This window comes from Virgibacillus sp. MSJ-26, assembly GCF_018918075.1.
GTDB lineage: Bacteria > Bacillota > Bacilli > Bacillales > Amphibacillaceae > MSJ-26.
Genome location: NZ_JAHLPW010000042.1, coordinates 1 through 1,728 on the forward strand (window position 1 = coordinate 1; position 1,728 = coordinate 1,728).

The window sequence follows — 1,728 nt, forward strand, 5'->3', positions numbered from 1 at the left end:
CGCCCACGGAAAGTGAACCGACCCCTGTCAAGTAGACAGTATAAATAAAAAGATAAACAATTAGGCGGATAGCTCTGTATATTCCAGTGGGGCTAGTCCGTCTAAGTTCTGTTGAAAACGTTCATAATTGTAAAAATGAATGTATTCATCTATAGCCTCTTCCAGCTGTTCAAACGAGGATCTTCCCCACGTATATAAATAATACTTCTCGCACTTCAACGTTCCCCAAAAACCTTCTATAGGCCCGTTATCAATACACTTACCAGGGCGAGACATACTATGTTGTAATTTCGCATTCTCCATGATCCGTCTAAAACCATTTGATGTATATTGAACCCCTCGGTCAGTATGAAGTAAAGGGTATTCATTAGAAAGCTTACTAATCGCTTCATTTACCGTATCAAACACTAATTCATTATTATTGGCACGTGTTAGTTTGTAACTTACAATTCGTTTATCATATAAATCTAAAATAGCACTTAAATAAGCTTTCTTACCTTCACCAAATTTAAATTCCGTTACATCTGTAACCCATTTTTCATTTGACTTAGAAGCGTTAAAGTCACGATCCAAGATGTTTTTGGCCGTATGTATTCCCTTTGATGGTTTATAGTTATAATTTCTCTTGCGACGAATAACAGACTTTATTCCGAGAAGGTTCATCAAACGATAAACCCGCTTTTCATTAACAATCCTGTCTAGTTTCTCTTTCTGATATTTACGGTTTAAAAATGTGGTCATACGGCGGTACCCCAAGATTCCATCTCTTTCTTGATGAAGGTCTTGAATATCTTCCATAACTTTTTTATTAAATTGATCTTCCGGTGTATCTTCACGATTTTTCCATTTGTAAAAGCCTGCTTTACTGACGCCGGCAACGTCACACAATAATTGAATTGTATAATGCATTTTTTCTTTTTTTAATGCTTCAATGGCCTGATAATACTTCTCATAACGAATCCGTGTTACTGTTTTGTTTCCCCCCTTTCCAACGCTTCCAACTTTTTTAAAAAATCTACCTCAGCTTGGAGTTGTATATTTTCATTCTCTTTTTCTCGAAGTTGACGCCTTAGCTTTTCTTCCGTGGTCAGGGCACTTTCCGGCTTAGGTTTTCCACGACGATCCTGAAGTCCATCCCAGCCATCCTTCTCGTACTTACGAACCCACTGATAAACCTGTTGGTAGGACACACCATAAAGTTCAGCTGTATATTGATAATCTTTTTCATTTTGAAGTGCTTGTTTCACAATTTCAATTCGTTGTTTTTGAGTCGTTTTACGTCTCTTATTCGTCATAGGGATACCTCTTTCTTCCGCTCGTTTGAGTATGTCTTTATGACGATTGTAATCCTTTATCCACTTTCTTAAAACTGATGGGCTTGAAATTTTATGTTTATACGTTACTTCGCGCAAAGAATAATTGCCTGATAGATAATCTTTAATGGCTGCTTTCTTCAACTTTTTGGAATAAGATTTTTGAGGCCCCTGGTCTTTTAAACCTTTTTTACCTTCTTTATTTACGATACGCTCCCACTCTTTAATGCTTGAATGGTGAACACCATATTTTCTGGTCATCTTGGCTAAAATTCGGCCTTCTTTTTTATATTCCTGAACTACTTTCCATTTAAAGTCGGGTGAATAATATGGATTTGCCAATGAATACCTCTCCTTTTGAATAGTTGTTTTTTTATTTTTTAACTGTCTACTCAAAAGGGAGCATATCAAAGCG

The 1,728-nt window shown here is 36.5% G+C and carries 2 protein-coding genes; both read right to left on the reverse strand.

The annotated features are described in order from the left end of the window. Nucleotides 1-60 precede the first annotated feature (60 nt). Entirely contained in the window at nt 61-960 is a 900-nt protein-coding gene (locus KQI49_RS18315) for an IS3 family transposase (RefSeq protein ID WP_371817609.1), read from the reverse strand. Nucleotides 961-965: 5 nt separating this feature from the next. Further along, a partial coding sequence (locus tag KQI49_RS18320; protein ID WP_216491005.1) for a helix-turn-helix domain-containing protein occupies nt 966-1,728 on the reverse strand: 763 nt, incomplete at its 5' end.